The sequence below is a fragment of the Kribbella sp. NPDC004138 genome, assembly GCF_053603655.1.
Genome location: NZ_JBSGFZ010000007.1, coordinates 41,437 through 66,665, shown reverse-complemented (window position 1 = coordinate 66,665; position 25,229 = coordinate 41,437). Strand labels below are relative to the sequence as shown.

Below are 25,229 nucleotides of genomic sequence, written 5' to 3'. Positions count from 1 at the left end.
GGTCAGGACTCCGTCACTCACCAAACCTTCCGGAACGCGGCACAGCTGGGAGTGTGCGTAGTGCGCGTGGGTCGGCTTTCGCGCAGTACACGAACATCTGCACACAAAACACCCCCGCCTGGTGAGGCAGGCGGGGGTGTGTCTTTTGTGTGGAACGGCTCAGAATTCCGAGCCGGCGGGGAGGTCGGGGGTGGATGGGTCCTCGGGGTCGGACGGGCCGGCGGCGAGGCCTAGTTCGGCGGGGCTGGCGAGGCCGGCGTGGTTGGGGACGACGCGGACCGTGTAGCCGAACGGGCCGGTGCGGTCGAGCTTGAGCTCGCCCTCGTACCGGTGCCGGTTGCCTTCGTAGGTCTCGGCGAGCGACAGCGACGTCCGGACCGGGTCGGTGATCTCGTCGTTGGTGTCGACGCGGCCGTGCAGGACCTCGACGCAGATGTCGGACGGGTCCAGGTCGCCGAGCGCCGCGAACGCGCGGATCCCGACGGTCGTGCCGAGCTGCGGTACGTCGCCGAGGCCCTGCAGCTCCACGTGATCGACGCGGATCTGCGCCCACGCGGCGCGGACCTTCTGCTTCCACGCGGCCAGTTCACGAGCACCGTCGTACGTCGAGTTGAGCGCCCGCGACGACTTGGCGGCCGGTACGTACAGCTGCTCGACGTAGTCGCGCACCATCCGGGTGGCGAGCACCTTCGGGCCGAGTTCCTTGATCGTGTGCCGCAGCATCTCGATCCAGCGGCTGGGCACGTCACCGTCGTAGAACCGCGGCGCGACCTGCTTCTCGATCAGGTCGTACAGCGCGTGCGCCTCGAGGTCGTCGCGGCGCTCGGTGTCCTCGATCCCTTCGGCGGACGGGATCGCCCAGCCGAACTCGTCGTCGTACCACTCGTCCCACCAGCCGTCGCGGATGGACAAGTTCAAAGCGCCGTTCAGCGCCGCCTTCATGCCCGACGTACCGCAGGCCTCATAAGGACGCAGCGGGTTGTTCAGCCAGACGTCGCAGCCCGGGTACATCGGCTGGGCGAGCTTGATGTCGTAGTCCGGCACGAACACGATCCGGTGCCGCACCTCCGGGTCGTCGGCGAAGCGGACCATCTCCTGGATGAGCTTCTTGCCGCCCTCGTCGTGCGGGTGCGCCTTGCCGGCGATGACGATCTGCACCGGCCGCTGCGGGTGCAGCAGCAGCGCCTTCAGCCGCTCGGGGTCGCGCAGCATCAGCGTCAGCCGCTTGTACGACGGGACGCGGCGCGCGAAGCCCATCGTCAGCACGTCGGGGTCGAGGATCTGGTCGACCCAGCCGAGCTCGGCCTCGCTGGCGCCGCGGTTCAGCCAGGACTGCCGGACCCGCGCGCGGGTGTCGTCGATGAACCGCTGCCGGAGCAGCCGCTTGGTCTCCCAGATCTGGGCGTCGGTGGTCTTGTCCAGACCCTCGAACACCTCGTCGCCCTCGGTCGTGTAGTTGGCGTAGGTGAGGTCGTGGACCTCGCGCGCCACCCACGTCGGCGCGTGCACGCCGTTGGTGATCGAGGTGATCGGTACGTCGATCGGGTCGAAGCTCGGCCACAGCCCGGCGAACATGCCGCGGCTGACGACGCCGTGCAGCTTGGACACGCCGTTCGCGCGCTGGGCGAGCCGCAGGCCCATGATCGCCATGTTGAACAGCGCCGGGTCGCCGCCCTCGAAGTCCTCGGCGCCGAGCTCGAGGATCCGGTCGATCGGGACGTCGGGGCCGAACACGTCCGGCGAGAAGTGCTGCTGGATCAGCTCGACCGGGAACCGGTCGATACCGGCCGGCACCGGGGTGTGCGTGGTGAACACGGTGCCGCCGCGGTTGACCTCGAGCGCGGTGTCGAAGTCGAGGTCCTTGCCGGCGGCAAGCTCACGGATCCGCTCGATCCCGAGGAAGCCCGCGTGCCCCTCGTTGGTGTGAAACACCTCCGGGGCCGCGTGGCCGGTGATCCGGCAGTACGTACGGACCGCGCGGACGCCGCCGACGCCGAGCAGCAGCTCCTGCAGCAGGCGGTGCTCGGTCGAACCGCCGTACAGCCGGTCGGTCACCTCGCGCTCGGACGGCTCGTTCTCCTCGATGTCGGAGTCGAGCATCAGCAGCGGCACACGGCCGACCTGGGCGACCCAGATCTGCGCGTGCAGCTCGCGGTTGCCGGGCAGGGTCAGCGTGACGGTCGCCGGTGCGTCACCGTCGCGGAGCAGGCTGATCGGCAGCCCGTCCGGGTCGACCAGCGGGTAGCGCTCCTGCTGCCAGCCCTCACGGTTCAGCGACTGCGCGAAGTACCCGTGCCGGTACAGCAGGCCGACGCCGATCAGCGGTACGCCGAGGTCGCTGGCGGCCTTCAGGTGGTCGCCGGCGAGGATGCCCAGACCGCCGGAGTACTGCGGCAGCACGTGTGTGATGCCGAACTCCGGGGAGAAGTAGGCGACCGCGTCGAGCGGCGAGCCGCCCGCGGTCTGGAACCACCGGTCGTCGGTCACGTAGCTGTCCAGGTCGGCTACGGCCAGTTCGAGCCGGCGCAGGAAAGCGTGGTCGTGGGCCAGCTCGTCGAGCCGGGCCGCCGGGACCTCGCCGAGCAGCTTGACCGGGTCACCGCCGGTGCTCCGCCACAGCTGCGGGTCGACGGCCTCGAAGACGTCCTGCGTCTCCGGGTGCCAGGCCCAGCGGAGGTTGTTCACCAGGGTGCCCAGGCCGGTCAGCGGCTCGGGCAGGACAGGGCGGACGGAGAATCGTCGTATCGCTCGCACCGGGACACCGTACCGGGCAACGGTGCGCAAGACACCCTCGGGATGCATCGATCTTGCAACGCGAGCAAGATTTTGCAGCCCGGTGTGTCACAGCGGGGTACTGGGAACCGATAACGTCAGCAGTGTCGTACGCGACGTAGTTACCCAACCCGCCGAATCCGAAGCCCTACACGTTACGGACGGCTACTCAATCAGATGGGAAGGTTCGTCTACGCCATGACTGGGCGCATCCCGATCACCGACGTCACCCCGACCGTCGACGCCGGAGCCTATCCGGCGAAGGCAGCGGTCGGCGAGACGTTCACCATCGCGGCAACGGTCTTCCGGGAAGGCCATGACGCCGTGAACGCGAACGTCGTGCTGACCTCGCCGTCGGGGCAGACCAGACGCATGCTGATGACCCCGGTCGGCCAGGGCACCGACCGCTGGACCGTCGACGTCACGCTGCAGGAGCAGGGCGCGTGGACGTTCGCGGTAGAGGGCTGGAGCGACCCGTACGGCACCTGGCGGCACAACGCCGAGATCAAGATCCCGGCCGGGCTGGACGTCGACCTGATGTTCGCCGAGGGCGCCGCGTTCTTCGACCGCGCCGCCGCCGGCGTACCGCCCGCCGTCCGGGCGGACCGCGGCACGCTGAGCGACGCGGCGCATGCGCTGGCGAACGGCGCGCTGCCGCCGGAGGCCCGACTGGCCGCGGGGATCTCGCCGCAGGTCCGCGCGGCCCTCGGCCGGTACCCGGTGCGCGAGCTGATCACCTCCTCCGAGACGTACCCGGTGTGGGTCGACCGGACCCGCGCGCTGTACGGCAGCTGGTACGAGTTCTTCCCGCGCTCCGAGGGCGCGACGTACGACGAAGAAGCCGGTGAGTGGAAGTCCGGGACCTTCCGGACCGCGGCGCAGCGGCTCGAAGCGGTCGCGAAGATGGGCTTCGACATCCTCTACGTGCCGCCGATCCACCCGGTCGGCCACTCGTTCCGCAAGGGCCCGAACAACACCCTCGACCCGAAGCCCGGCGACCCGGGCTCGCCGTGGGCGATCGGCTCCGAGGACGGCGGCCACGACGCGATCCACCCGGAGCTCGGCACCTTCGAGGACTTCGAGTACTTCGTCGGCCGCGCCCGCGAGGTCGGCCTGGAGGTCGCGATCGACCTGGCGCTGCAGGCCTCGCCGGACCACCCGTGGGTGAAGGAGCACCCGAAGTGGTTCTCGGTCCGCGCCGACGGGTCGATCGCGTATGCCGAGAACCCGCCGAAGAAGTACCAGGACATCTACCCGATCAACTTCGACAACGACCCCGAAGGCATCTACGCCGAGGTGCTGCGGATCGTGAAGCTGTGGATCTCCAAGGGCGTCACGGTGTTCCGCGTCGACAACCCGCACACGAAGCCGGTCAACTTCTGGGAGTACCTGCTCGGCGAGATCCGCAAGACCGACCCGGACGTGGTGTTCCTGTCCGAGGCGTTCACCCGGCGGCCGATGATGCGCGAGCTGGCGAAGGTCGGGTTCCACCAGTCGTACACGTACTTCACCTGGCGCAACGAGAAGTGGGAGCTCGAGGAGTACCTGACTGAGCTCACTCGCGAGAGCGCGCATTACCTGCGGCCGAACTTCTTCGTGAACACGCCGGACATCCTCACGGCGTACCTGCAGTACGGCGGACCGGGCGCCTTCAAGATCCGCGCCGCGATCGCGGCGACGTCGTCGCCGGCCTGGGGTGTGTACGCCGGGTACGAGCTGTTCGAGCACGTCGCGCTGCGGCCCGGCTCGGAGGAGTACCTGGACACCGAGAAGTTCCAGCTCCGCCCGCGGGACTGGGAGGCAGCCGAGGCGGAGGGGCGCTCGCTGGCGCCGTACCTGACGCTGCTCAACAACATCCGCCGCCGGCACCCGTCCCTGCAGCAGCTGCGCAACCTGGCGCTGCACAGCGTCGACGACGAAGCGATCATGTGCTACTCGAAGCGCTCGACCGCGGCCGACGGACACAGCGACACCGTCATCGTCGTGGTGAACACCGACCCGCACTCGGTCCGCGAGTCCATGGTCCACCTCGACATGGCCGCCCTCGGCATGCGCCCCGAAGACACCTTCACCGTCTACGACGAAATCAGCGGCGCCACCTGGCGCTGGGGCCAGAGCAACTACATCCGCCTCGACCCCAACGGCGAGCCCGCCCACATCCTCGCCGTACGCCGCGGCCAAGCCTGAGCCGAACTAGCACGCGTGGGTGGTTCTTCCCGCTAGAGCTGAACAGTCTCCGGGTACTTCAGGCCCGCGCCGGTGTTCAAGGCCACCACCTGGTCGTCCGCGGTGATCCAGCAGGAGTCGCGCAGAGTGCGGATGGCCGCGAAGTTGGCGGCGCCTTCGGGGCAGATGAAGGTGCCTTCGAGGCGGGCGACCAAGTGCTGTTCGGCGAGGATGTCGGCGTCGTCGACGGCGACGGCACAGCCGCCGGTCTCGGCGATCGCCTGCAGGACGAGGAAGTCGCCGAGGGCCTTGGGGACGGTGATGCCGAAGGCAACGGTTCGGGCGTCGGGCCAGGGCTCGCTCTCCGCCAGACCCTTCTCCCACGCGCGGACGATCGGCGCGCAACCGGTCGACTGTACGGCGACCAGCCGCGGCAGCGGACCGGAGATCCAGCCGAGGTCGCGCAGCTCGGTCAGGGCCTTCCAAATGCCGATGATGCCGACGCCGCCGCCGGTCGGGTAGACGATCACGTCCGGCAACGACCACCCGAGTTGCTCGGCGATCTCCAGGCCCATCGTCTTCTTGCCCTCGATCCGGTACGGCTCCTTCAGCGTCGACGCGTCGAAGTACCCGGACTGCGACCGGACGTACGCCGCCGCGTCGCCGATCAGCCCGTCGATGAGCTGCAGCCGGGCGCCGACCGCGGTCACCTCGCGCCGGCAGATCTCGGGTGCGGCGATCGGCATCGCGATCAGCGCCTCCATCCCGGCGCGGGCGGCGTACGCGGCCCAGGCCGACCCGGCGTTCCCGTTCGTCGGCATCGCGATCTTCCGTACGCCGACCTCGTAGGCACGCGACACCCCGACCGCCGCGCCCCGCGCCTTGAACGTACCGGTCGGGATCAGCCCCTCGTCCTTCATCAGCAGCCGCTCGACGCCGATCGAGGCGCCGTACCGCGCCATCGGCAGCAGCGGTGTCATCCCCTCCCCCAGCGTCACCACGTTCGACGGCGACCGCACCGGCAGCAGTTCGTGATACCGCCAGAGATCCGGCGCACGTGCCGCCAGATCTGCCTTGCCGAAAGCAGGTACGCCGTACCGCGCGAGCAGCGGCGATCCGCACGGGCACAGGCCGATGATCTGGTCGGCGTCGTGGGTCGCCCCGCAACGCGGGCATTCGAGATGACTCAGCGCGGAGAAGGTCACATCGACAGAAACTACCCCGCGCGCAGATCGGTGATCATCGGGCGCTGGTGGTCGGTCAGCCGGAACCCGATCCCGCGGACGGCGTCGATGGTGACCGTCGTGCCGAGGTCGTCGAGTTTGCGGCGCAGGCGTTTCACCACCGAGTGGACATCGGCGGTGCCGCGGACGCTGCCGTCCCGCCAGACGGTGTGGTGCAGGGCGTCGTACGACCAGACCCGCAGCGGCGTCGACATCAGCCGGCTGAGCAGCTCCTGCTCGAGGTCGGTCAGCTGAATCTCGCCGTCGCGCCAGCGGGCGACCGAGCGGGCCCGGTCGATGGTGAGCACGTCCGCGTCGGGATCCTCGCCGCCGGCGCGGACCGCCGGGGCGTCGACCGCGTCCGGCTCCGGCGGCTCGGGTTGCTCGGGCGCGCCGGGCGGCGGTTGCTGCGCGGGAACCAGCAGGCGGCGCAGTTCGTCGAGGCTGGAGACCAGCAGCAACGGCGCGACGTCGTCGACGAGCTCGGCCAGGCGGACTCGTTGCTCGGCCGAGGCCGAAACCGCGATCAGCAGCGGGAAGTTCTCTGTCAGATCGGCGTCCGGAGGGGCGGGTTCACGGGCGGTGACCATCTGGTCACGATGTCAACATCTGCCCGGGATCGTCAACGGACTGCCAAGGTTTGCCTATCTTGCTTCGATCGGTGCGACAGCTAGTCACATCTTGCTCACCAAGTGTGCTTGTTACCACGTTGTTCTGACACATAGATTCCTCGTCAGGCTTGCGGTGTCACATGCCGCGACCTGGGGGGCACACAGAGTTCGCACGAGCCCTCCTGCAGCAGATGACTCGGGGGAGTCGACTCGGGGTCTTTCAAGTGAGGGGCTGCAGAGATGTCACATCAACGGAAGGGACTCGCCAGATCTCTGGTGGGTGCCCTGGCGACGGTGGCCGTGCTGGCGACCGGGATGGCCGCCGCCGGCCAGGCCCAAGCGTCACCGCCCACCAAGCCGGAGGCCACACCGGCCTCCAAGATCAAGCCGGACCTGATGGAGAAGCTGGACGGCAAGGACGCCAAGACCGCGACGGACTACTGGGTCCGGTTCGCGGCGAAGGCCGACCTGACCGCCGCCAGCAAGATCACCAACTGGAACGAGCGCGGTACGGCGGTCGCCGCCGCGCTGAAGAAGGCCGCCGCGGACAGCCAGGCGAAGATCCGCGCCGAGCTGGACGCGCAGCATGTGAAGTACCAGTCGTTCTGGGGCACGAACGCGATCCGCATCGAGAGCGGCTCGCTGGACCTGGCCCAGACCCTGGCCGGCCACACCGAGGTCGAGGGTCTGTACGCGCCGCTGCAGATCGAGGTACCGAAGGTCACGCCGGGCCAGCAGGAGAAGGCGATCCAGGCCGTCGAGTGGGGCGTCGCCAACATCAAGGCGAACCAGGTCTGGTCGCAGTACGGCGACAAGGGCGAGGGCATCGTCGTCGCCAGCATCGACACCGGTGTGCAGTACGACCACCCGGCGCTGGTGAACCAGTACCGCGGCAACAACGGTGACGGCACCTTCAACCACAACTACAACTGGTTCGACGCGGCCGGCACCTCGCCGAACGCACCGTCCGACGGCAACGGCCACGGCACCCACACGATGGGCACCATGGCCGGCGACGACGGCGCGGGCAACCAGATCGGTGTCGCGCCGGGCGTGAAGTGGATCGCCGCGAACGGCTGCTGCCCGAGCGACGCCGCGCTGATCGAGTCCGGCCAGTGGATGCTCGAGCCGACCGACCTCGCCGGGCAGAACCCGGACGCGAGCAAGCGGCCGAACGTCATCAACAACTCGTGGGGCTCCACGCTGCCGTCGAACGACCCGTTCATGGAGGACATCACCCTGGCCTGGACCGCGTCCGGGATCTTCGGTGCGTTCGCCAACGGCAACAGCGGCTCGGCCTGTCAGAGCAGTGGCTCGCCGGGCAGCCTGACGAGCAACTACTCGGCCGGCGCCTACGACATCAACAACAACATCGCGTCCTTCTCCGGCCGCGGCGTGGGCCAGAACGGCACCATCAAGCCGAACATCTCCGCTCCGGGTGTCAACGTCCGGTCCAGCCTGCCGGGCAACACCTACGGCGCGTTCAACGGTACGTCGATGGCGACACCGCACCTGACCGCCGCCGTGGCCCTGCTCTGGTCGGCCTCGCCGTCGCTGAAGGGTGACGTCGCGGCGACCCGGGCGCTGCTCAACTCGACCGCGATCGACACGCCGAACAGCCAGTGCGGCGGCACCGACGCGAACAACAACGTCTTCGGTCAGGGCCGTCTGGACGCGCTGGCGCTCCTGGACGCGGCGCCGATCGGCGACACCGGCACGCTGTCCGGCACCGTCACCGCCGCCACCGGTGGCGCCGCGCTCGCGGGTGCGAGCGTGACCGTGCACCAGGACGGTCAGGCCGACAAGACGCTGACCACCAGCAGCACCGGCGCGTTCACGTCCGTGCTGCAGGCCGGCGACTACACCCTGACGGTCGCGTCCTTCGGGTACGCCACCCAGACGGCCAGCGTCACGATCACCACCGGTCAGACCACCACGAAGAACTTCGCCCTGGTCAGCACTCCGCAGGTGAGCGTCGGCGGCACTGTCACGGACGGCTCCGGCCACGGCTGGCCGCTGTACGCGAAGGTGACGGTCGAAGGCCCGGGCGGCGTGTTCGACTACACGACCCCGAGCAACGGCCGGTACAGCCTCAAGGTCCCGTCCGGTGCGGCGTACAGCCTCAAGGTCGAGACGAAGTACCCGGGTTACCAGACCGTCAGCCAGCCGATCACGGTCGGCAGCGGCAACCTGACCCAGAACATCGCGGTCCCGGCCGACGCCACCTCGTGCACCACCGCGCCCGGTTACAAGTGGGGCTCGGACGGCGTCTACGAGACCTTCGACTCTGGTGCCGCGCCGAGCGGCTGGACCGTCGTCGACAACAAGGGCAACGGGCAGGTCTGGAAGTTCGACGACCCGGGCAACCGGGGCAACCTGGCTGGTGGCAGCGGCAAGTTCGCGGTCATCGACAGTGACAAGTACGGCAGCGGCGGGTCCCAGGACACGTCTCTGGTCAGCCCGGTCGTGGACCTGACCTCGGTCACCGCTCCGGTGATCAAGTTCAACCAGGACCTGAACTACCTCAGCGGCGAGAAGGCCGACGTCGACCTGTCGATCGACGGCGGCGCCACCTGGAGCAACGTGCTCACCCAGGCCGCCGACGTCCGCGGCGTCAAGGAGATCGCGATCCCGCAGGCGGCCGGCCAGTCCGCGGTGCAGGTGCGGTTCCACTACTACAACGCCTCGTACGAATGGTGGTGGGAGGTCGACAACGTTCTCGTCGGCAGCCAGGTCACCTGTGTACCGACCGGCGGCGGCATCGTCGTCGGCAACGTCAAGGACGCCAACACGAACGGCTTCGTGAACGGCGCGGTCGTCACCCGTGACGGCAGCACCGAGTCCGCGACGACCGTGGCGACGCCCGAGGACACCGGTCTCAACGACGGCTTCTACTGGCTGTACTCGTCCGCGGACGGCAACCAGGGCTTCACCGCCAAGGCAGGCAACTACGTCAGCTCGACCGCGACCGTCGCGGTGGAGGCCGACTGGACCACCACGGCCGACTTCACGCTGAAGGCCGGCCAGCTGGCCGTCACGCCGGGCAGTGTCACCGGCAACCTGAAGCTGCCGACCGGCAAGGTGACCAAGTCGTTCACCGTCACGAACAACGGCGGTGCGCCGGTGGACGTGAAGTTCGGCGAGAAGGACAGCGGCTTCGTCCTGCAGAACGCGAACGGCAGCACGACGACCAAGGCCCAGGTGGAGAACGGGCCCGGCGCCCCGCTGCAGCGGCTCGCCGTGGACACCTCGTTCGCCCGGATGCTGACCGGCAAGACCGGTGCGGCGCCGGCCGCCGCGAAGCCGCAGGCGGCTCCGTGGGTCGACATCGCCGACTACCCGGCCAGCGTGATGGACAACCGGGTGGTCAGCCTCGAGGGCAAGACCTACTCGATTGCCGGTGGCAACGGCAGTGCGTCGACCGGGAACAGCTACGTGTACGACCCGGCGGCGCTCGCCTGGACCGCGATCGCCCCGCTGCCGGGTGCTCGCAACGCCATCAGCGTCGGTGTCATCGGCGGCAAGATCATCGCCAGCTCCGGCTGGGGATCGTCCGGCCCGGCGCCGGAGACCTGGTCGTACGACCCGGCCGCCAACGCCTGGACCGCACTGGCCGCCAACCCGGCCCCGCGGGCCGCGGCCGGTCAGGCCGTGCTCGACGGCAAGCTGTACGCCGTCGGCGGGTGCACCACCTCCAGCTGTCTGCCGATGAGCAACACGGTCGTCCGGTACGACCCGGCGGCGAACGCCTGGGAGACGCTGGCGAACTACCCGAAGTCGGTCGCGTTCGCGTCCTGTGGCGCCATCGACGGCCAGCTGTACTGCGCCGGTGGTAACGACGGCACGAACTCGCTGAAGTCGGCGTACGTCTACGACCCGAGTGCGGACTCGTGGACGGCGATCGCGGACGCTCCGGCCGACCACTGGGCGGCGTCGTACGCCGTCGCCGGCGGGAAGCTGCTGATCGTCGGCGGTGTCCAGGCCGGTGCGGTGACCAACGCCGGGTTCTCGTACGACCCGTCGGCGGACGCCTGGACCGCGCTGCCGAACGCCAACCTGCCGCGGTACCGCGGTGGTGCGGCCTGCGGCTTCTACAAGGTCGGTGGCTCGTCCGGTGGCTTCACCGCCACCGCGGACAGCGAGGCCCTGCCGGGTCTCGAGGACTGCGCCGAGTCGTCGGCGGACGTGAGCTGGCTGTCGATCGACAAGACCGAGGCCACGCTGGCCCCGGGACAGTCGACGACCGTCAAGGTCACGCTCACCGCGAGCGTCGACCAGCCCGGTACCTACAGCGGTGCCGTGACGATCGGCGAGAACACCCCCTACACGGTCGCTCCGGTCGGCGTGACGATGAACGTCACCCCGCCCACCACCTGGAGCAAGCTGCAGGGCACCGTCACGGGCGTCAGCTCGTCCGGCGCCTCGGCCGCCCTCCCGGGCGCGATCGTGCAGGTGGACTCGTGGGCCCAGTCCTACACCTTCATCACCGACAAGGACGGTAAGTACGCCTACTGGCTCGACCGTCGCAACAACCCGCTCACCCTGATCGCCGCGAAGGACGGCTACAAGCCCCAGACCCGTACGACGAAGCTCCTGGCCGGTGAACCGGTCACCGAGGACTTCGCCTTGAAGTCCATCAAGTAGCAGTCCATCAAGCAGCAGTCAGCTTCTGCTGACCCGACCGGCCCCGGACCTCGTCCGGGGCCGGTCGGCTTGTGCCGGCGCGGACGGGGCGCCTGCACAGGAGGTGGTACAGCCCGGCCACGCACAGCGGGCCCGGAACGCGGACCGCCACCGCGACCAGCACGACAACCAGGGGCGGTCAGGTGGCGGGGAGGAGGTGGAAGCCGACGCCGCGGACGGCGTGGATGGTGACCGTGGCGCCGAGGTTGGCGAGTTTCTGGCGGAGGCGTTTGACGACCGAGTGGATGTGCGAGCCGCGGCCGAGGTGCTCGTTGCCCCAGACCGCGTGGTGCAGACGCTGGTACGTCCACACCCGGCCGGGTTCCGCCACCAGGCAGTGCAGGAAGTCGTGCTCCAGCCGGGTCAACGGCATCTCACGGTCCTTCCAGCGGACCACCCGGCGGTCGACGTCGAGGCGCAGCCCGGCGACCGGCTCGGGGGCCCGGACCGCCTGGATCCGCCGCTCCGCAGTCGCAGGCGCCGCGACGGCCGGTACGGCAACCGCGGCGCTGGGAGCCACCGCGACACCGGTCAGGTCCAGGAACGCGCGCGCCTGGTCGGCGTTCGACACCAGCAGCAGCGCGTCGGCCTCACCCAGCAGACGGGCCAACTGAACGCGCTCGGCCGTGGTCGCGGCTACGCCGATGATCAACGAAGAGTCGGACGGTCTGTCCGCTGACTTACCAGCCATCGCCAACACAGGAAGCCCCTCCCAGTCGAAACGACCCGCCATAAGTACGGTTCACGCCCCGAACTAAGTCAAGGGATTCACTGCGCGGCAGGCTGGCACATATGCGTCCTGTCCGAGACAGGACAGGAAAACCTGCGACGCTCCCCCGATGGGTGTGCGCTCGGCAAGGGTGGCGGAGTAGTCTCCTCGGGCACGGCCACTCTGACCGCATCCACGGAGGAACAGTGCCCGGTCTGGTTCGGCGGCCGCTCGTCATCTGGTTACTCGCGGCCCTCGCAGTACCTGTGCTGCTGACCGCTGTGCTGATTCCGGCGCGCGCCGGCACCACCGAAGACGATCTCCGCGAGCGTACCGAGGCCGCGCTCAAGGCCCGCGGTATCGAGGCCGGCTCCGTCGACTTCGACGGCCGGAGCGCGCGGATCATCGTGCCGTCCGGGGTCGATCCGGCCGTGGTCCGGGAGATCGTGGCCGGGGTCGACGGCGTCCGATCGGTCGCGGTCGAGAACAGCTCCGGCAGCACGCCGACTCCTAGCGCGCCCGCGAGCAGCAGTGCGCCGCGGCCTTCCGACGTACCGGCGTTCGAGGTCGGGCGGACGGACCGGTCGATCCGGGTGCAGGCGCCGGTGCAGAGCCAGGCGGTCAAGGACGGGATCCGTGCCGAGGTCGAGCAGGTGCTCGGTCCGGACCGTGAGTACGACGACCGCACGACCATCGACGCCGCGAACGGGCTGGCCGGCGCGTCGGCGCTGACCGCGTTGCTGCGCGCGCTCGCGATCGGGAGCGGCGACGCCTCGGTGCGGTACGACGGGGAGACCGTGACGCTGTCCGGTCAGGTGCCGGACCAGGCGACCAAGGCCACCATCGCCCGGGCCGCCGCGACGGCCGTTCCGGGCGCGGTGATCGCGGACGAGCTGGAGCTGCCGGCGCCGCCGAAGACCGCGCTCAGCGAGCCCTGCCGTACCTTCCAGAGCCGGCTGGCCGCGTTCAGCCGGGAGTACCGGATCAACTTCCTGTCCGGTACGTCGATCGTGAACGACGCGTCCAAGCCCTCCGTGGTGAAGGCCGCCGCCGTCCTGAAGTCGTGCCAGACGGTGCGTGTCGAGGTGGCCGGTCACACCGACGACCTCGGCTCCGCCGCGACCAGCCTGCCGCTGTCCGAGCGCCGGGCCGCCGCGGTGAAGGCCGAGCTGGTGCGGCTCGGGGTGCGCGCGGACCGGATCCTCGCGCACGGGTACGGCGAGGCGTTCCCGATCGCTTCCAACGCCACCGGCGCCGGGCGGGTCGCGAACCGCCGCGCCGAGATCCGAGCAGTGCAGGGGAATTGACGTCCTCCCGGTCCTGGGGCCGGGATTTCTAACCGTGCTACGCGGAGGTAGCGAGTTGAGGTTCACGCTTCTCAGACCCCGACAACGGGTCTCTGCGTGCTGCCACGGCCCGTCCGGCCGCGATGTTCACCGCCGCGTTCACGTCGGCATTCGCGGTGTGACCGCAGGACCGGCATCGGAAGGCAGCTTGGCTCTCGCGTGCCTCCCGGTCCACGATCCCGCACCGCGAACATGTCTGACTGGTGTACGCAGGACTGATCCTCTCGATCCGTCCCGGCGCTTTGTGCTCCAAGCGAGTCACGAGGAGGCCCCAGGCGCTGGCGAGGATACCTCGATTCAGACCGGCTTTCTGAGCGACGTTCCGGCCCGGCTGGTCGGCCGTCCCCTTGGCGGATCGAGTCATCTGGGCGATGTGCAGGTCCTCGACCCGGATCGTGTCGAACCTGCGTGCCAGATCGGTGGAAGTCTGCTCCACCCAGTTCTTCCGCCGATCGGTCTCACGAGCCTTCAGCCTGGCAATCGTGGCTCGCAGTTTCGCGCGCCGGTTCGATCCGCGCCTTGCCCGAGCCATCCTGCGTTGCAGGCGCCGCAACCGTGTCCGCTCGCCGCTCCGGAGACCTGGGACGGTCAGCAGTTCACCGGTGGACAGCGCCGCCGACACCACGACACCTCGATCGATTCCGACAACCTCACCGGATCCTGGCCCGGGAACGTGGTCCGGGATCCTCGTGAACGCGATGTGCCACCGTCCCGCACGATCACGTGTAATTCTGTACGACTTCGCGTCGGGCAGTGCCTTGGCCAGCCGGAATCGGACCCATCCGACCTTCGGAACGAGCACCCGACCCCACTTCCTGCTGACCTGCTGAACTCGCCGGGCCTGTGGCCCGACCACTCGGAATCCCTCGTGCACACCGGCTCTTCGCCAGGTCGGGCGGCCGTGCGTCTTCGCCAGGAAATGGGTCACAGCCTGCCGGAAGTCTCGCAGCGCCTCCTGCTGCACAGTCTGCGATCCAGCCCGCAGCCATGCGTTCTCGGCCCTGGCTTCGGTCAATTGGCGAGATTGCTCGAAGTACCCGGGTGGATTGGCACGCCTGCCCGGCTGCCACATCGACCACTGCTCGCGCGCGAGGTTCCACACGTACCGCGCATGCTTGCATTGCTCCAGAAGCAAATCTTCCTGTTGTGGAGCCGGTGCAAGACGGTACCTGGACACGAAAGGAATCCTTCCATGCACAGCCGACAATTCGTGGTGCACTCCTGCTCTGTCCGAATGCCTCTCCCCTTCGGAGGACACCGTCGTCCCCACCGGGGGAACTGATGAGCTGGCTGATCGCCGAGACCTGGATTCTGCTGCTGGTCGCGTTCGTCCTGGGCAGCACAGCCGCCTGGCTGCTGCACCGCCTGGTCCGCACGCCGGCGAGAGGAGCCCGCCGATGAGCTGGCTCCTCCGCGACAACTGGATCGGCTCCCTGCTCGCCTTCCTCCTGGGCGCCGGCATCACCTGGTACCTCCTGGACCGCCGCCCCGCCACCGCCACTCCCCCGATCCCCACAGCCGACGCCCCCGCACCAACAGCACCTGCGCCGGCACCACCCCAGCCGGGCCCGGCCGCACCCGAGCCGATCCCCACACCCGCAGCCCACGAACCGCCGGGCGCCCAGGACCCGCCTGCAGCGCATGAGCCGTCCGCAGCCCACGAGCCGTCCGCCGGCAGCACGCCGCCTGGCGCCCAGGAGCCGTCCGCCGGTGGCGAGTCGCCCGCGGCGGCGGAACTGTCTGCCGCGGAGGGGCCGCGTGCCGACGCACCGGCCGCCGTTCGGGCGCCGGAGAAGCGGGCGGAGTTCTCGCAGTTGATGGACGGGGAGCCGACGCTGTTCGACCACATCCAGCCGGGCGCGGAGACGGGCGCGGGCGACGCGGCCGTCGTACCGGCGGGAAGGTACGGCGAGGGCTCGGCCGACGCGGTGCCGCATCAGGGGCCGCCGGACGGGTTCACGATCAAGGGGAACGCGCAGTCGATGCTCTTCCACACGCCTGATTCGCCGTACTACGGCCGGACCAAGCCCGAGGTCTGGTTCCGCACCGAGGCCGACGCCGAGCGAGCCGGCTTCACCAAGTACGCGCGCCGTCCGCGCAAGGCCGCGGACCCGCGCGGATGACCCCGGGAGACACCGTGCGACACCAACTCCACCTGCCCTACATCGCCGCCCAGGACGAGGACGGCACCTGGATCGCCGAGGCCGCCCTCACCCCGGACATCTTCGTCTCCGGCGAAGGCGAAACCCGCGAGGCCTCCCTCGAAGATCTCCGCACCCAGATCACCCGCGCAGTAGCCGAATCCGGCGCCCCCGACCAACTCGTCGTCGACGTGGACATCCCGGAAAACTGACCCCAGCACAGTCCTACGATCGAACCGTGACCGGTTCGGTGGAAGAGGGTGCGGCGGAGCCCGGCAAGCCGGAGGCGTTGGAGCCGGACAAGGTGATGACGGCTGCGGAAGTGCTGGCGGAGAAGGATCCTCGGCGGGGGGTTGCGGACGCCAAGGGGGCGGTGCAGCGGCGGCCTCGGTTGTGGCGTGGGGGTGGGCGGATCCGGCGGGATCAGGGGGCCGAGAGGCAGAACGAAGGGCGTCGTCGCTGACGGCCGCGGGTCGTCATCGAATCGCAGCAGGACCGGATCGCGAGCCCTATTTGCTTGTACTGCCGAAGGGCCGTCAGACTGTGCGCAACGCCTTGCGGGACCGTCCGACCCACGGCGTCACCACATCACCGGAGTCGTCCGGACCCACGCGCAGTTCCTCCTTTTAACCTTGCCGCAACGGGGTACGAGGACAAGTGCATGTCCGTCCGAGTCCACACAGCGTCGTCACGTCGTGGCGGCGCGCAGCAGTGCCAGCCGCAGTACCGCTAGGTTTGGAGACACCCGATGGAGGTGAGCGTGACCGACATGCTGCCGGAGCAGCACCACGGACTGACGAAGAGTGACCCGCTGTGGTTCAAGCGGGCCGTCTTCTACGAGGTCCTCGTGCGGTCCTTCAAGGACTCGAACGCCGACGGCATCGGCGACCTGCAGGGCCTGACCGAGAAACTCGACTATCTCGAGTGGCTCGGCGTCGACTGTCTCTGGTTACCCCCGTTCTATCCGTCGCCGCTGCGCGACGGCGGGTACGACATCTCCGACTACACCAACGTGATGCCGGAGATCGGCACCGTGCCCGAGTTCGAGGAGTTCCTCAACCAGGCGCACGCCCGCGGCATCCGGGTGATCGTCGACTTCGTCATGAACCACACCTCGGACCAGCACCCCTGGTTCCAGGCGTCGCGGGAGGATCCGGACGGTCCGTACGGCGACTTCTACGTCTGGTCCGACACCGACGAGCTGTACTCCGACGCGCGCATCATCTTCGTCGACACCGAGTCCTCGAACTGGACCTGGGACCCGGTCCGCGGGCAGTACTTCTGGCACCGGTTCTACTCGAACCAGCCGGACCTGAACTTCGAGAACCCGGCCGTCGGCGACGCGATGATCGAGGCGCTGAAGTTCTGGCTGGACCGCGGCGTGGACGGTTTCCGCCTGGACGCGGTGCCGTACCTGTTCGAGACCGACGGCACCAACTGCGAGAACCTGCCGCGTACCCACGAGTTCCTGAAGCGGGTCCGCAAGGAGGTGGACGCGAACTACGAGGACCGCGTCCTGCTCTGCGAGGCGAACCAGTGGCCGGCCGACGTGGTCGAGTACTTCGGCGACCGCGACTCCGGCGGCGACGAGTGCCAGATGGCGTTCCACTTCCCCGTGATGCCGCGCATCTTCATGGGCGTGCGCCGCGAGTCGCGGTTCCCGATCTCGGAGATCCTGGCCCAGACACCGGAGATCCCGGACACCTGCCAGTGGGGCATCTTCCTGCGCAACCACGACGAGCTGACGCTCGAGATGGTCAGCGACGAGGATCGCGACTACATGTGGGGCGAGTACGCGCAGGACCCGCGGATGAAGGCCAACATCGGCATCCGCCGCCGGCTCGCACCGCTGCTGGACAACGACGTCAACAAGATGGAGTTGTTCACCGCGCTGCTGCTCAGCCTGCCCGGCTCCCCGATCCTGTACTACGGCGACGAGATCGGCATGGGCGACAACATCTGGCTGGGCGACCGCGACGGCGTCCGGACCCCGATGCAGTGGTCGCCGGACCGCAACGCCTCGTTCTCCACCGCGACGCCGGGCAAGCTCAGCCTGCCGGTGATCATGGACCCCGTCTACGGCTTCCAGGCGGTGAACGTCGAGGCCGAGATGGAGAACGCCTCGTCGCTGCTGCACTGGACCCGGCGGATGATCCAGACCCGCAAGCAGCACCCGTCGTTCGGTATGGGCACCTTCACCGACCTGGGCGGCTCCAACCCGAGCGTGCTGTCGTACGTCCGGGAGTTCGGCGACGACGTGGTGCTGTGCGTGAACAACCTGTCCAGGTTCCCGCAGCCCATCGAGCTGGACCTGCGGCAGTGGCAGGGCGTCGAGCCGGTCGAACTTCTCGGTGGTGTGCACTTCCCCACGATCGGGGAACTGCCCTACCTCCTGACCCTCGGTGCCCACGGTTTCTACTGGTTCCGGCTGCCGGTGGCGAAGCCGGATAACCACGAGGAGAGCATTTAAGTGACTTCCCATCTGGACCAGGTCCAGTCCTTCTGCGCGGGCCAGAGGTGGTTCGGCGAGAAGGGACACGACGTTCATGTCGAAGCGATGGCCACCTCGGCCTGGCTGTCGGACACGGACGCCTGGCCCGCGGTCCGGATCGGGTTCGTCTACTGTGCGGGTCCGCCCGGGATCGAGATCCCGATCCGGGTGTACCAGCTGCCGCTCAGCTACCACCACGCACCGGTCGAGAACCTCGGCCACGCGCTGGTCGGCGAGTGGGTCGAGCCGGACCTTGGCGACACCGAGGTCTGGGTGTACGACGCGCTGCACGACAAGGAAGCGACGCCGTACTGGCTGGACGGGCTGACGCACGGACGGCAGCTGGACGGGCTGGAGTTCCATCCCGTCCAGGCGCCGGACCACCACGTCGAGGTGCCGCCGGACGCACAGTCCCTGGTCCTCACCGTGGAGCAGAGCAACACGTCGCTGGTGTTCGGCGACGTGGCGTTGCTGAAGGTGTTCCGCCGGCTCGAGCCCGGGAGCAACCCCGGGGTCGAGATCGAGTCGGCGCTCACCGAGGCCGGGTCCGAGCTGGTCCCGGAGGTGCTGGGGTCGGCGCGCGGCAGGTGGCCGCGCGCGGGCGGCGGCACCGACAGCGGCGAGCTGGCGATGATGACGGCGTTCCAGAACAACTCGACCGACGGCTGGTCGTTCGCGACCTCGTCGGTGCGGGACCTGTACGCCGAGGCCGACCTGCACGCCGAGGAGGTCGGCGGTGACTTCGCGCCGGAGTCGCACCGGCTCGGCGCGAGCACGGCGCAGGTGCATTCGGAGCTGGCGAAGGCGCTCGGCACCGACGTCTGGGAGCCGGCCAAGCTGGTCGAGCACGCGAACGCGATGCACCGGCGACTGGACCACGCGGCCTCGGTGATCCCGGACCTGCAGCCCTACCGCGACGGTCTCGGCCGGTGGTTCGACGCGCTCGCGGCCTACGACCAGCCGGTGACCGTGCAGCGGATCCACGGCGACTACCACCTGGGTCAGGTACTGCGCACGATCGAGGGCTGGAAGCTGATCGACTTCGAGGGCGAGCCGGCCAAGTCGCTGGTCGAGCGCCGGGCGCTGGACACCCCGGTGAAGGACATCGCCGGGATGCTGCGCTCGTTCGACTACGCGGCCCGGTCGCTGCTGGAAGACCACCAGGGCGACCAGCAGATCGCGTACCGCGCGGCCGAGTGGGCGACGCGCAACCAGCAGGCCTTCTGCGACGGGTACGCCGAGGTGGCGGGCACCGACCCGCGCGGCCAGCACGTGCTGCTGAACGCGTTCCTCGCCGACAAGGTGATCTACGAGGTCCTCTACGAGGCCCGCAACCGGCCTACCTGGCTGCAGATCCCGCTGTCGGCGGCCGCACAGTTGGCCGAACGCTAGACCCCGAATCTGGGCGCTGACCGACTGGGTTTGTGTACTTCGGGAGTCGACGGGTACGGGGTGCCGTGTACGACGACGTGATCGGGCAGGATGGGGCTTATGGGAGAGCGTGAAGCTTTTGAGGAGCCGGTGGTGTCGGCCGACAAGCCTGTGGTGACAGCGGTTCCGGTCAGCCGGACCGACCTCGAGCGGCTGGTCGCCGGCACGTTCCACGATCCCCATCAGGTGCTCGGCCCGCATCTCGGCGAGCACGGCGTCACCGTCCGCGCGCTCCGTCCGTACGCGAACAGCGTGACGGTGCTGTACGACGGGCAGCGCCTCGACCTGCGGCACGAGCACGACGGCGTCTGGGTCGGCGTCCTGGACCTCGACAAGGTCCCGGACTACCGGCTCGAGGTCACCTACACCGACGGCCCCGCGACCGAGGTCGACGACCCGTACCGGTACCTCCCGTCGCTCGGCGAGGTCGACCTGCACCTGATCGGCGAAGGCCGTCACGAGCAGCTGTGGACCGTGCTCGGCGCCCACGTCCGCCGCTACGAGGGCCCGGGCGGCGCCGTCACCGGTACGTCGTTCGCGGTCTGGGCGCCGAACGCGCAGGGCATCCGGCTGACCGCCGACTTCAACTTCTGGGACGGCCGGGCGCATCCGCTGCGGTCGCTCGGCTCCTCCGGCGTGTGGGAGCTGTTCGTGCCCGGCATCGGCCCGGGGACGCGGTACAAGTTCGACATCTGCGGCCGCGACGGCGTCTGGCGGCAGAAGGCCGACCCGATGGCGAACCTGGCCGAGACTCCCCCGGCGAACGCGTCGGTCGTGCACGAGTCGACGTACGAGTGGGACGACGCCGCGTGGATCGAGCGGCGCGCCGCGGCGCAGGCGTACGCCGAGCCGATGAGCGTGTACGAGGTGCATCTCGGCTCGTGGCGCAAGGGGAGGTCGTACCGCGAGCTGGCCGACGAGCTCGTTGCCTATGTCAACGAGATGGGCTTCACCCATGTCGAGTTCATGCCGGTGATGGAACACCCGTTCGGCGGCTCGTGGGGCTACCAGGTGACGTCGTACTTCGCGCCGACGTCGCGCTTCGGCGACCCCGACGAGTTCCGGTTCCTGGTCGACCGGCTGCACCAGGCCGGGATCGGCGTGATCGTGGACTGGGTGCCGGCGCACTTCCCGAAGGACGCCTGGGCGCTGGCCCGGTTCGACGGCACGCCGCTGTACGAGCACCCGGACCCGCGCCGCGGCGAGCAGCCCGACTGGGGCACGCTGGTCTTCGACTTCGGCCGTCCGCAGGTGCGGAACTTTCTGGTGGCGAACGCGATCTACTGGGCCGAGGAGTTCCACATCGACGGCCTGCGGGTGGACGCGGTCGCCTCGATGCTCTACCTGGACTACTCACGCTCCGACGGGCAGTGGGTGCCGAACCAGTACGGCGGCCGGGAGAACCTGGAGGCCGTCTCGTTCCTGCAGGAGATGAACGCGACGCTCTACAAGCGGGTACCGGGTGTCATCACGGTGGCCGAGGAGTCGACGTCCTGGCCGGGCGTCACCCGGGCCACGCACCTCGGCGGGCTCGGGTTCGGCTTCAAGTGGAACATGGGCTGGATGAACGACTCGCTCCGCTACCTGGAGCACGAGCCGGTGCACCGGCAGTTCCACCACCACGAGATGACGTTCTCGATGATGTACGCCTACTCCGAGAACTTCGTCCTCCCGCTGTCCCACGACGAGGTCGTGCACGGCAAGGGCTCACTGCTGCGGAAGATGCCGGGCGACCGCTGGCAGCAGCTGGCGAACCTGCGCGCGTACCTGGCGATGATGTGGGCGCACCCGGGCAAGCAGCTGCTGTTCATGGGGTGCGAGTTCGGTCAGGAGTCGGAGTGGTCGGAGAAGGGCGAGCTGGATTGGTGGCTGCTGGACCACAGCGACCACCAGGGCCTGCAGGACCTGGTCCGCGACCTGAACCGCGTCTACAAGGACAACCCGGCGTTCTGGGCGACCGACCACGACGCGGAGAAGTTCAGCTGGATCGACGCGAACGACGCCGGCAACAACGTGTTCTCCTTCGTCCGGTACGGCCCTGACGACTCAGGGGGTCAGTCGGCCGTGGCGTGCATCGCGAACTTCTCGGCGATCCCGCACCACGGCTACCGGCTCGGCCTGCCGTACGCCGGCCGCTGGGAGGAGGTCGTCAACACCGACGCCACGTCGTACGGCGGGTCCGGTGTGGGCAACTTCGGCGCGGTGGAGGCCAACGGCACGCCGTGGCACGGGCTGGAGAGCAGCGCTGAGCTGTCCGTACCACCCCTGGCGACGGTGTACCTGCGGTTTACCGGGTAGCGTTCACGGCGTGACCGCTCCGCTGACCGATGGTGAACTGACGCTGCGACTCGCGCTCGACGACGAGGTGGTCGTCAGGTTCGACGTCGAGAACGGGCAGCCGGTCGGCACCGTCGAGGTCCGGCGGACCACGCCGGGTGCCGGCCTGGTGGTCTGGGCTCTCGACGGCGGCACGGAGCTGGCGCAGCGGGCGCTGCGGTTGCTGAGCGAGTACGCGTTCGGTGAGCTCGGTCTGGAGCGGCTGCAGGTCGAGGTCGACGTGGAGTTGCATTCCTCCGCCCGGGTCGCGATCCGGTCCGGTTTCCGGCGCGAGGGCGTGCTGCGCGGGGCCGCGCTGGTGGAGGGAGAGCGCCGCGACGTGGCCGTGTACGGCATGCGCGTCGACGATCCGCGTCCGGACACGGTGACGGGCTGGACCGCGTTGATGGATTCGGCGCTGCCGAAGAAGCGGGTGATCGCGCACGTCGTCGTCCGCGACACCGGTGGACGAGTGCTGCTGTGCCAGGTCAGCTACAAGAAGGACCTGGAGCTGCCCGGCGGAGTGGTCGAGCCGGACGAGGACCCGGCGACTGGTGCATCCCGGGAGATGGAGGAAGAGCTCGGTACGGCGCTACCGCTGCTCGGCATCCTCGCGATCGACTGGCTGCCGCGGTGGGAGGGCTGGGGCGACGCGGTCGAGATCCTGTACGACGGCGGCGTCCACGACCCGTCGCTGATCGACCGGCTGCGACCTGACGGCTTCGAGATCCGGTCGATCTCCTGGCACGCGCCGGACGAGCTCGCAGGCCTGGTCTCGCCTCTCAACGCCCGCCGCCTACCGATGATCCTGGCCGCGCCCAACGAACTCCACAACCTCAGCAACGGCTCCCCGATCACACCGTGAGCAGGGCCTCAAGCAGGCCTTTCAGGGAAGACCTAAGGAAAGAGATTTGTAGTAGTGGCTGGCTTCGACGGTCAGCCGTAGGTTTGCCTGCGCGATTGAGCGCGTCCCTGATCAGCAGCCTCGTCCTGCTGACCGACGCCCTCGTTGCACCTCTCGGCCCCTAACACCCTCCATCAACTCCCAAAATCCGAAACGACCAGGTAGCCAGCACCGGCCAAAGTGGGACCGCTGCGTGCACGCCGCTCCACCACCCGACCCCGCGAGCACCCCGGTTCCGCCCTCGCGGCACCCCCGGTTCCGCCTTTGTAGCGGGCGGGTTCCGCGCTCGCACGAGCGGCAGAAGACAAACCGGCAGCCGCAACACGCGGGGGTGCGTGTGGCCGGCAGAGGGCGACGAGCCAGGCAGGTCGTCTGCCGAGCAGGCGGTTGCTTCACTGGCTCGGTCTGGGCGCCAGGACGAGCCATACCTTGCCGCAGGTGCCTTGAAGGATTCCGGTCACCTGACACGAACAGCAGCGCTGCGGGTGTGCGCGCCGCGGGTAGGAGGCCGCGTGGAACTTGGCTGCGCCGTTGTCGTCGACGACCGCCCCACTTTGCTGTCCGCCGCAGCACAACGGGCCCACCCGCATGCCCGCCGGGTAGGAGGTTGTTGTGTTGTCCGGCTTCAACCGGTGGCTGCGAAGGCGGCCGCTTGCTGGAGGGCAGCTTCGTCTGCCCGCCATCGAGAGCGGTCAGCGACGCTCTCCACTGCGATGTCCTCGGGCGCCCACGGACCGGGCGCGGTGGATTCGGACTCGCTCAAGCGCACATCGAGGCCGGCTGGGTGGGCGTGCGGCGGTGCCGTGCGCCTGGCGGCGGTGAGGGTAGGTGAGGGCTCCGCCCAGCTTGGGCGGGCGACGTGAACGATGCCGTTGGTGATGCGGATCTGCCAGTGGCCGTTGTGCAGGTCGACGTGGTGACGACGGCAGAGCAAAGCCAGGTTCGAGACTTTGGTTTCGCCGCCGTCAAGCCAGGAAATCAGGTGGTGAGCGTCGCACATGATCGGCGGCGCTCCGCAGACCACACAGCCGCGGTCGCGGGCGTTCAGGGCGCGGCGCATCGCCTTGGTGACCAGGCGTTCGAGGCGCCCGACGTCGAGGGGTTCGGAGTTCGAGCCGAGCACCAGCGGGATGATGTTTGCGTCGCAGGCCAGGCGCCGGATCGTGGCGGCCGATAGCCCGTCGCTGTAGACGGTGCGCCCGATCGCGTCGGCGGTGGCGGCTTTGAGGTCGTCCAGGTCGATCGTGACGGTGATGTTGGCCTTGGCGCCGTACCCGGCGACCTGACCACCCGTGCCCGCGCCCGCGGCGACCCCTGCACCTGCGCGGCCTGCGGTGCCCGCGCCGTCCGCGCCGTCCGTGGTGCCCGCGGTGCCTGCGGCGTCCGTGGTGCCTGCGGTGCCTGCGATGCCTGCGATGCCTGCAGTGCCTGCAGTGCCTGCAGTGCCTGCGGTGGGGCCGGTGTGGGTGTCCCATGCGGCGGCGGCAACGCTCAGGGCGGTGGACAGGGCGTCGGCTTGGCGCTTGTCGCGGGTGCGGGGGTCGTGTTCGCCGTCGACGGTCTTGTGCGGGCGGGCTCCGGCATGGACAACGGCGCGGAGGAGTTCGGCGTTTTCGTTGGCCAGGAAACCCTTGAACTTCACCCCGTTGTCCGCAGCCGAGAACGTCAACGACTCCCGTTCATACGCCTTCTGTTCCTCGGGCTCGGGGCCGTCGGAGTCCAGCAAGTCGGCGATCTCCTTTGTGGCCGTCCGCAGCTCGCCGGCCGACAGGTGACCGGCCAGCCCAACCAGCTGCTCCGCGGCCGCGTCGAGCTGCTCGACCGGGACCCGGGACCGGACCCGGTCGAGGCCGAACACGATGGCGGCCGCCTGCGCCGGCCGCAGCAACCACCCACCACCCACGCCAGCTTCAGCCGCGCCCTCAGCCGCGCCGGTGCCGTCGGCAGTGGTGTCGGCAGTGGCGTCGGATCCACCGTCGTCGGGTTCGTCGGTGGTTGCGGAGGAGGCGGTCCGTTCGAGGGCGTCGGACACGGCGGGATACTGCGTGGCGGTCTGGGCGAGGCGCAGGGTACGGCGGGCGATCGGGGCATCCAGGCGGTACCGGAAACGCAGCAGCTCAGCAGTGTCGCGGGCCCCGAGCTCCTCGGCGTACCCGGTGGATTCGATCGCGGCGATCACGCTCAACCGGTACGACTCCAGGCGAGCGAGCTCGGCCTCCAGCGTGTCGAGAGTGGACAGCAGTTCGCCGCCACCCATCGACCACGCCGGCCGTTCGCCCAGGAGTTCCATGGCATCGACTCTAGACGGTCCCACCGACAGTTTCCGAGCCGGAATCCCCTTATTTTGTGGGCTTTTCGTGGGCCCACACCCAGCAAACACCCCGGCCGACACTGGGCTCGGCGCCCACGGCCGCGTACGACAGCACCCGCTCCGTC

Annotated in this window: 15 protein-coding genes; 9 read left to right on the top strand and 6 right to left on the bottom strand. The window is 69.2% G+C overall.

Annotated elements, in window-relative coordinates; genetic code table 11:
- Positions 1-159 precede the first annotated feature (159 nt).
- Positions 160-2,754, bottom strand: coding sequence for an alpha-glucan family phosphorylase (gene glgP / locus ACWEOO_RS11510; protein ID WP_452142876.1), 2,595 nt, complete (start codon positions 2,752-2,754; stop codon positions 160-162).
- Between the two features lie 216 nt (positions 2,755-2,970).
- Here glgP and ACWEOO_RS11505 point away from each other — a divergent pair, with 216 nt between their 5' ends.
- Entirely contained in the window at positions 2,971-4,959 is a 1,989-nt protein-coding gene (locus ACWEOO_RS11505) for an alpha-1,4-glucan--maltose-1-phosphate maltosyltransferase (protein WP_452142875.1), read from the top strand.
- Positions 4,960-4,991: 32 nt separating this feature from the next.
- On the opposite strand, the gene ACWEOO_RS11500 is transcribed toward ACWEOO_RS11505, so the two are convergent.
- Entirely contained in the window at positions 4,992-6,143 is a 1,152-nt protein-coding gene (locus tag ACWEOO_RS11500; RefSeq protein ID WP_452142874.1) for a threonine synthase, read from the bottom strand.
- 11 nt (positions 6,144-6,154) lie between these two features.
- Positions 6,155-6,751, bottom strand: a complete 597-nt coding sequence (locus tag ACWEOO_RS11495; protein ID WP_452142873.1) for a winged helix-turn-helix domain-containing protein — start codon at positions 6,749-6,751, stop codon at positions 6,155-6,157.
- A gap of 261 nt (positions 6,752-7,012) precedes the next feature.
- Between ACWEOO_RS11495 and ACWEOO_RS11490 the strand changes: the two genes are divergently transcribed.
- A complete protein-coding gene (locus tag ACWEOO_RS11490; protein WP_452142872.1) occupies positions 7,013-11,416 on the top strand; it encodes a S8 family serine peptidase in 4,404 nt (1,467 codons plus the stop codon).
- A gap of 178 nt (positions 11,417-11,594) precedes the next feature.
- Here ACWEOO_RS11490 and ACWEOO_RS11485 read toward each other — a convergent pair whose 3' ends face one another.
- The gene (locus ACWEOO_RS11485) at positions 11,595-12,146 is read right to left on the bottom strand and encodes a winged helix-turn-helix domain-containing protein (protein WP_452142871.1); all 552 of its coding nucleotides are present in this window, start codon (positions 12,144-12,146) and stop codon (positions 11,595-11,597) included.
- A gap of 224 nt (positions 12,147-12,370) precedes the next feature.
- Between ACWEOO_RS11485 and arfA the strand changes: the two genes are divergently transcribed.
- Positions 12,371-13,471: a channel-forming protein ArfA/OmpATb gene (gene arfA / locus ACWEOO_RS11480; protein ID WP_452142870.1), complete on the top strand. Its 1,101-nt coding sequence runs from the start codon at positions 12,371-12,373 to the stop codon at positions 13,469-13,471.
- A 37-nt stretch (positions 13,472-13,508) separates the two neighbouring features.
- On the opposite strand, the gene ACWEOO_RS11475 is transcribed toward arfA, so the two are convergent.
- On the bottom strand, positions 13,509-14,687 hold the full coding sequence (locus ACWEOO_RS11475) for an RNA-guided endonuclease InsQ/TnpB family protein (RefSeq protein WP_452143083.1): 1,179 nt from the start codon (positions 14,685-14,687) through the stop codon (positions 13,509-13,511).
- A gap of 220 nt (positions 14,688-14,907) precedes the next feature.
- Here ACWEOO_RS11475 and ACWEOO_RS11470 point away from each other — a divergent pair, with 220 nt between their 5' ends.
- From ACWEOO_RS11470 to ACWEOO_RS11445, 6 genes are all read left to right on the top strand, one after another.
- Positions 14,908-15,633: a sunset domain-containing protein gene (locus ACWEOO_RS11470; RefSeq protein WP_452142869.1), complete on the top strand. Its 726-nt coding sequence runs from the start codon at positions 14,908-14,910 to the stop codon at positions 15,631-15,633.
- Positions 15,634-15,647: 14 nt separating this feature from the next.
- Positions 15,648-15,863: a hypothetical protein gene (locus ACWEOO_RS11465; protein WP_359930273.1), complete on the top strand. Its 216-nt coding sequence runs from the start codon at positions 15,648-15,650 to the stop codon at positions 15,861-15,863.
- 536 nt (positions 15,864-16,399) lie between these two features.
- Positions 16,400-18,121 (top strand): maltose alpha-D-glucosyltransferase, encoded by a 1,722-nt coding sequence (treS, locus tag ACWEOO_RS11460; RefSeq protein ID WP_452142868.1) that lies wholly within the window; start codon positions 16,400-16,402, stop codon positions 18,119-18,121.
- Entirely contained in the window at positions 18,122-19,534 is a 1,413-nt protein-coding gene (locus ACWEOO_RS11455; RefSeq protein WP_452142867.1) for a maltokinase N-terminal cap-like domain-containing protein, read from the top strand.
- Between the two features lie 99 nt (positions 19,535-19,633).
- A complete protein-coding gene (gene glgB, locus ACWEOO_RS11450; protein ID WP_452142866.1) occupies positions 19,634-21,871 on the top strand; it encodes a 1,4-alpha-glucan branching protein GlgB in 2,238 nt (745 codons plus the stop codon).
- 10 nt (positions 21,872-21,881) lie between these two features.
- Positions 21,882-22,754: an NUDIX hydrolase gene (locus tag ACWEOO_RS11445; protein ID WP_452142865.1), complete on the top strand. Its 873-nt coding sequence runs from the start codon at positions 21,882-21,884 to the stop codon at positions 22,752-22,754.
- A 664-nt stretch (positions 22,755-23,418) separates the two neighbouring features.
- Here the strand turns inward: ACWEOO_RS11445 and ACWEOO_RS11440 are convergent.
- Positions 23,419-25,083: a DUF222 domain-containing protein gene (locus tag ACWEOO_RS11440; RefSeq protein ID WP_452142864.1), complete on the bottom strand. Its 1,665-nt coding sequence runs from the start codon at positions 25,081-25,083 to the stop codon at positions 23,419-23,421.
- Positions 25,084-25,229 lie beyond the last annotated feature (146 nt).